The sequence below is a fragment of the Frankia sp. AgKG'84/4 genome (assembly GCF_023242965.2).
GTDB lineage: Bacteria > Actinomycetota > Actinomycetes > Frankiales > Frankiaceae > Frankia.
On the sequence record NZ_JALKFU020001184.1, the window covers coordinates 1 to 2,658 of the forward strand.

A 2,658-nucleotide genomic window follows, 5' to 3' on the forward strand; every position below is an offset into this window, starting at 1 on the left:
CGGCCGGACTGGCTGCGGGCCGGGGACTGGCTGCGCACCTCCGGGGCGTCGGCCCGGGGGAACCGCGATGCGTGAGCTGTTCGAGTACGCGGTGATCCGGCTGGTGCCCAGGGTGGAGCGCGGCGAGTTCGTCAACGTCGGGGTGATGTTGTACTGCCAGCGGTCCCGGTATCTCGATCTGCGCTGCCGGGTCGACGAGGGCCGCATCGCGGCGCTCGACCCGTACCTCGACGCGTCCGAGGTCGTGGCGCATCTAGCCGGGTTCGCCGCGGTCTGCCGCGGCGGGCCGGCGGCGGGGCCGGCGGGGCGCCTCAGCCCGGGGGAGCGTTTCCGCTGGCTGACGGCGCCGCGCAGCACGGTCATGCAGACCTCGCCGGTGCATACCGGCCTCACCGAGGCGCCGGCGGCCGAGCTGGAGCGCCTCGCCGAGGTGCTCGTGGATCCACCGGGCCCGGCCCGTGCGGCGGGGACCACTGCGTGATGGTCGGCTGAACGGGCCGGGCGGCCGGCGGATCGACGGTGCCAGCTACCAGAGCTGCGCGTAGCGGGCGGCGGACTGAGTGTTCTGGAACAGGCAGTGCTCGCTGTCGAGCGGCCGGAACAGGTTCGAGCCGACGTTCGGCGGCTCGCACGTGTTGAAGTAGTTCTCGTAGTAGAGACCCCGGCCGGCCCGTTGCTGCATCCAGTTCCACATGAACTGGATGTAGTGGGGATTGTCCCCGGCGCCGTCGTCGTCGTTGCCGCTGACAATGCCCCATTCGCCGACGCCGAAGCGCTTACCGTGCTGGCGGGCGAAGTCGTACAGCCAGGTGATGCCGCCGACGTCGTTCGCCTGCCGGTCGAACGCCGCCTGGGTGGGTGAGGGCGGGTAGTGGTCGTAGGCGTCGATGCCGATGATGTCCACCCACGGGTCACCGGGGTAGAGGTCGAGCGGGTTGTGGCTCGGCGGGTTCTGTGAACCGTGCGCGTTGATGGACCAGTCGAGCAGCGGATCCGGGTTCGCCGTGGCGCGGATGGCATCGGCGATCCGCCGCCAGCAGGTGACGTAGGCGGTCGGGTTGGTGCCGGACCACTGGTACCAGTTGCCGTTGGCCTCCCAGGCGATCCGGACGATCGAGTTCTGCCGGTGGGTGGTGTTCAGGGTCTGGCCGAACTGGCGCCAGTGGTCGTCGTAGGCGCCGGTCGCGCATGCCTGCAGGCTCGCGCCCACGTTCTCCGGGAACGGCGGTACGGACAGGACGAGCTGGCCCGGCCAGCCGGCGAAGTTCGACTCGGCCCAGGACGGGTTGACCATGTTCGCCCAGCTGTCCCGGGTCACGAAGACGTGGGACAGGTCGCAGGGGGTGCCCCGACTGTCGCAGAAGCCATCGACGTTCGCCGGGACCATGCTCGGGTCGCCGTTGACCCCGGAAAGCCAGGGCAGCCCGGACCGGTGCGGCGTCGTCGAGTTCGGGGTCACCTCGCGGAACGTGTCCGCCTTGTCGAAGCCGACCCACGTTCCGGTCGACCCGCCCGCGCTTCGCCCGAGATTGACGACGAAGGCGATGTGCGGCCCGTCGGAGATCCCCGATGACCGGTAGACCAGCGCCTTGACCGGGTTCGGGGCGAAGGTGTTCACGACGTGCGGCGCGTGCCCGTCAATGCTGACCGAGATGAGTCCGCCCTGCGGCGAGCGGATGCCGTAGATGTCGACCTGGTTACCGGTGAACCGAATGGCGGCTGTGGCGCCGGGGGCGACGGAATACCGGTAACTGTCATTGTCCGTGGGTGGCGCGCAGCCGCCGCACGTGGTCCACAGATTCACGTAGTTGACCTGCTGGCTGTCGTCCTCGACCGTGCCGGTCTGCTCGAACGCGGCGAGCGCCGGGCTTATCCCTCCTCCCACCAGAAACATCGGGGTGACGCAGAGGGCGGTGAGAAGCAGCCATTGACGGACTCCCCGCCGATGGCCGCGAATTCCTCCCCCCACCATTCGCGCGGGCCGGTTCGCGTCACGGCCCGGTGTCCGGATTTTCCGCGGGTGGCGTCCCACGGGCAGTCTTGCGCGCTTTGTTGAATTCATTCCCCCGCCTGATGCAATCGGACATCGAAATCGACGTACGTCGGTCGCTGGCCAGTCGCTAACGGCGGGATCGTAGGCAGACAGAGAGATCGTTATTACTCTCTGTATCGAGTCGCGCTGCCTCCGCGTGTCGAGCTCACCGAGCAATTCACCCCGAACATGGAGCGGGGCGGCACACTGTGCCGCCCCGCCTCCCGCTGATGATTACTGTATGTGTGCACTTTCGGTGGTCGGTCCGCCGTCCGCGGTCGGCCCGTCCGCCGGCCCGCGTCGGCCGCCCAGGACCGACACCAGGTGGTCCGTCGCCAGCAGCAGCACCGTCAGCCAGGACACCGTCGCGACCTTGCCGAAGGCCGACACCCAGTCGCCATTCGTGATCAGATGGTGCCGATCCTGCACCTCCAGCACGTACAGCGCGCTGACCAGCAGACAGACCGCCGGCCCGAGCCGGGTCAGCCACCGGCCCCTCGGCACGACCAGCGCGATCACGGTGGCCACCGCCACGACCAGCCCCGCCGGCACCGACACGAGGACGGCGGCCAGCAGGCCGGCACCCGCCGCGGCGACCACCGTCGTCCGTGCCCCCGGCCTGACCG

The 2,658-nt window shown here is 69.5% G+C and carries 3 protein-coding genes; 1 reads left to right on the forward strand and 2 read right to left on the reverse strand.

Going from position 1 to position 2,658, the window contains the following annotated elements; genetic code table 11:
- Positions 1–67: 67 nt before the first annotated feature.
- Positions 68–481: a DUF3037 domain-containing protein gene (locus MXD58_RS28475; protein ID WP_248841328.1), complete on the forward strand. Its 414-nt coding sequence runs from the start codon at positions 68–70 to the stop codon at positions 479–481.
- A 45-nt stretch (positions 482–526) separates the two neighbouring features.
- On the opposite strand, the gene MXD58_RS28480 is transcribed toward MXD58_RS28475, so the two are convergent.
- Positions 527–1,894, reverse strand: a complete 1,368-nt coding sequence (locus MXD58_RS28480) for a glycoside hydrolase family 26 protein (protein ID WP_248841329.1) — start codon at positions 1,892–1,894, stop codon at positions 527–529.
- A 372-nt stretch (positions 1,895–2,266) separates the two neighbouring features.
- The coding region (locus tag MXD58_RS28485) for a hypothetical protein (RefSeq protein ID WP_250611253.1) at positions 2,267–2,658 on the reverse strand (392 nt) is incomplete at its 5' end.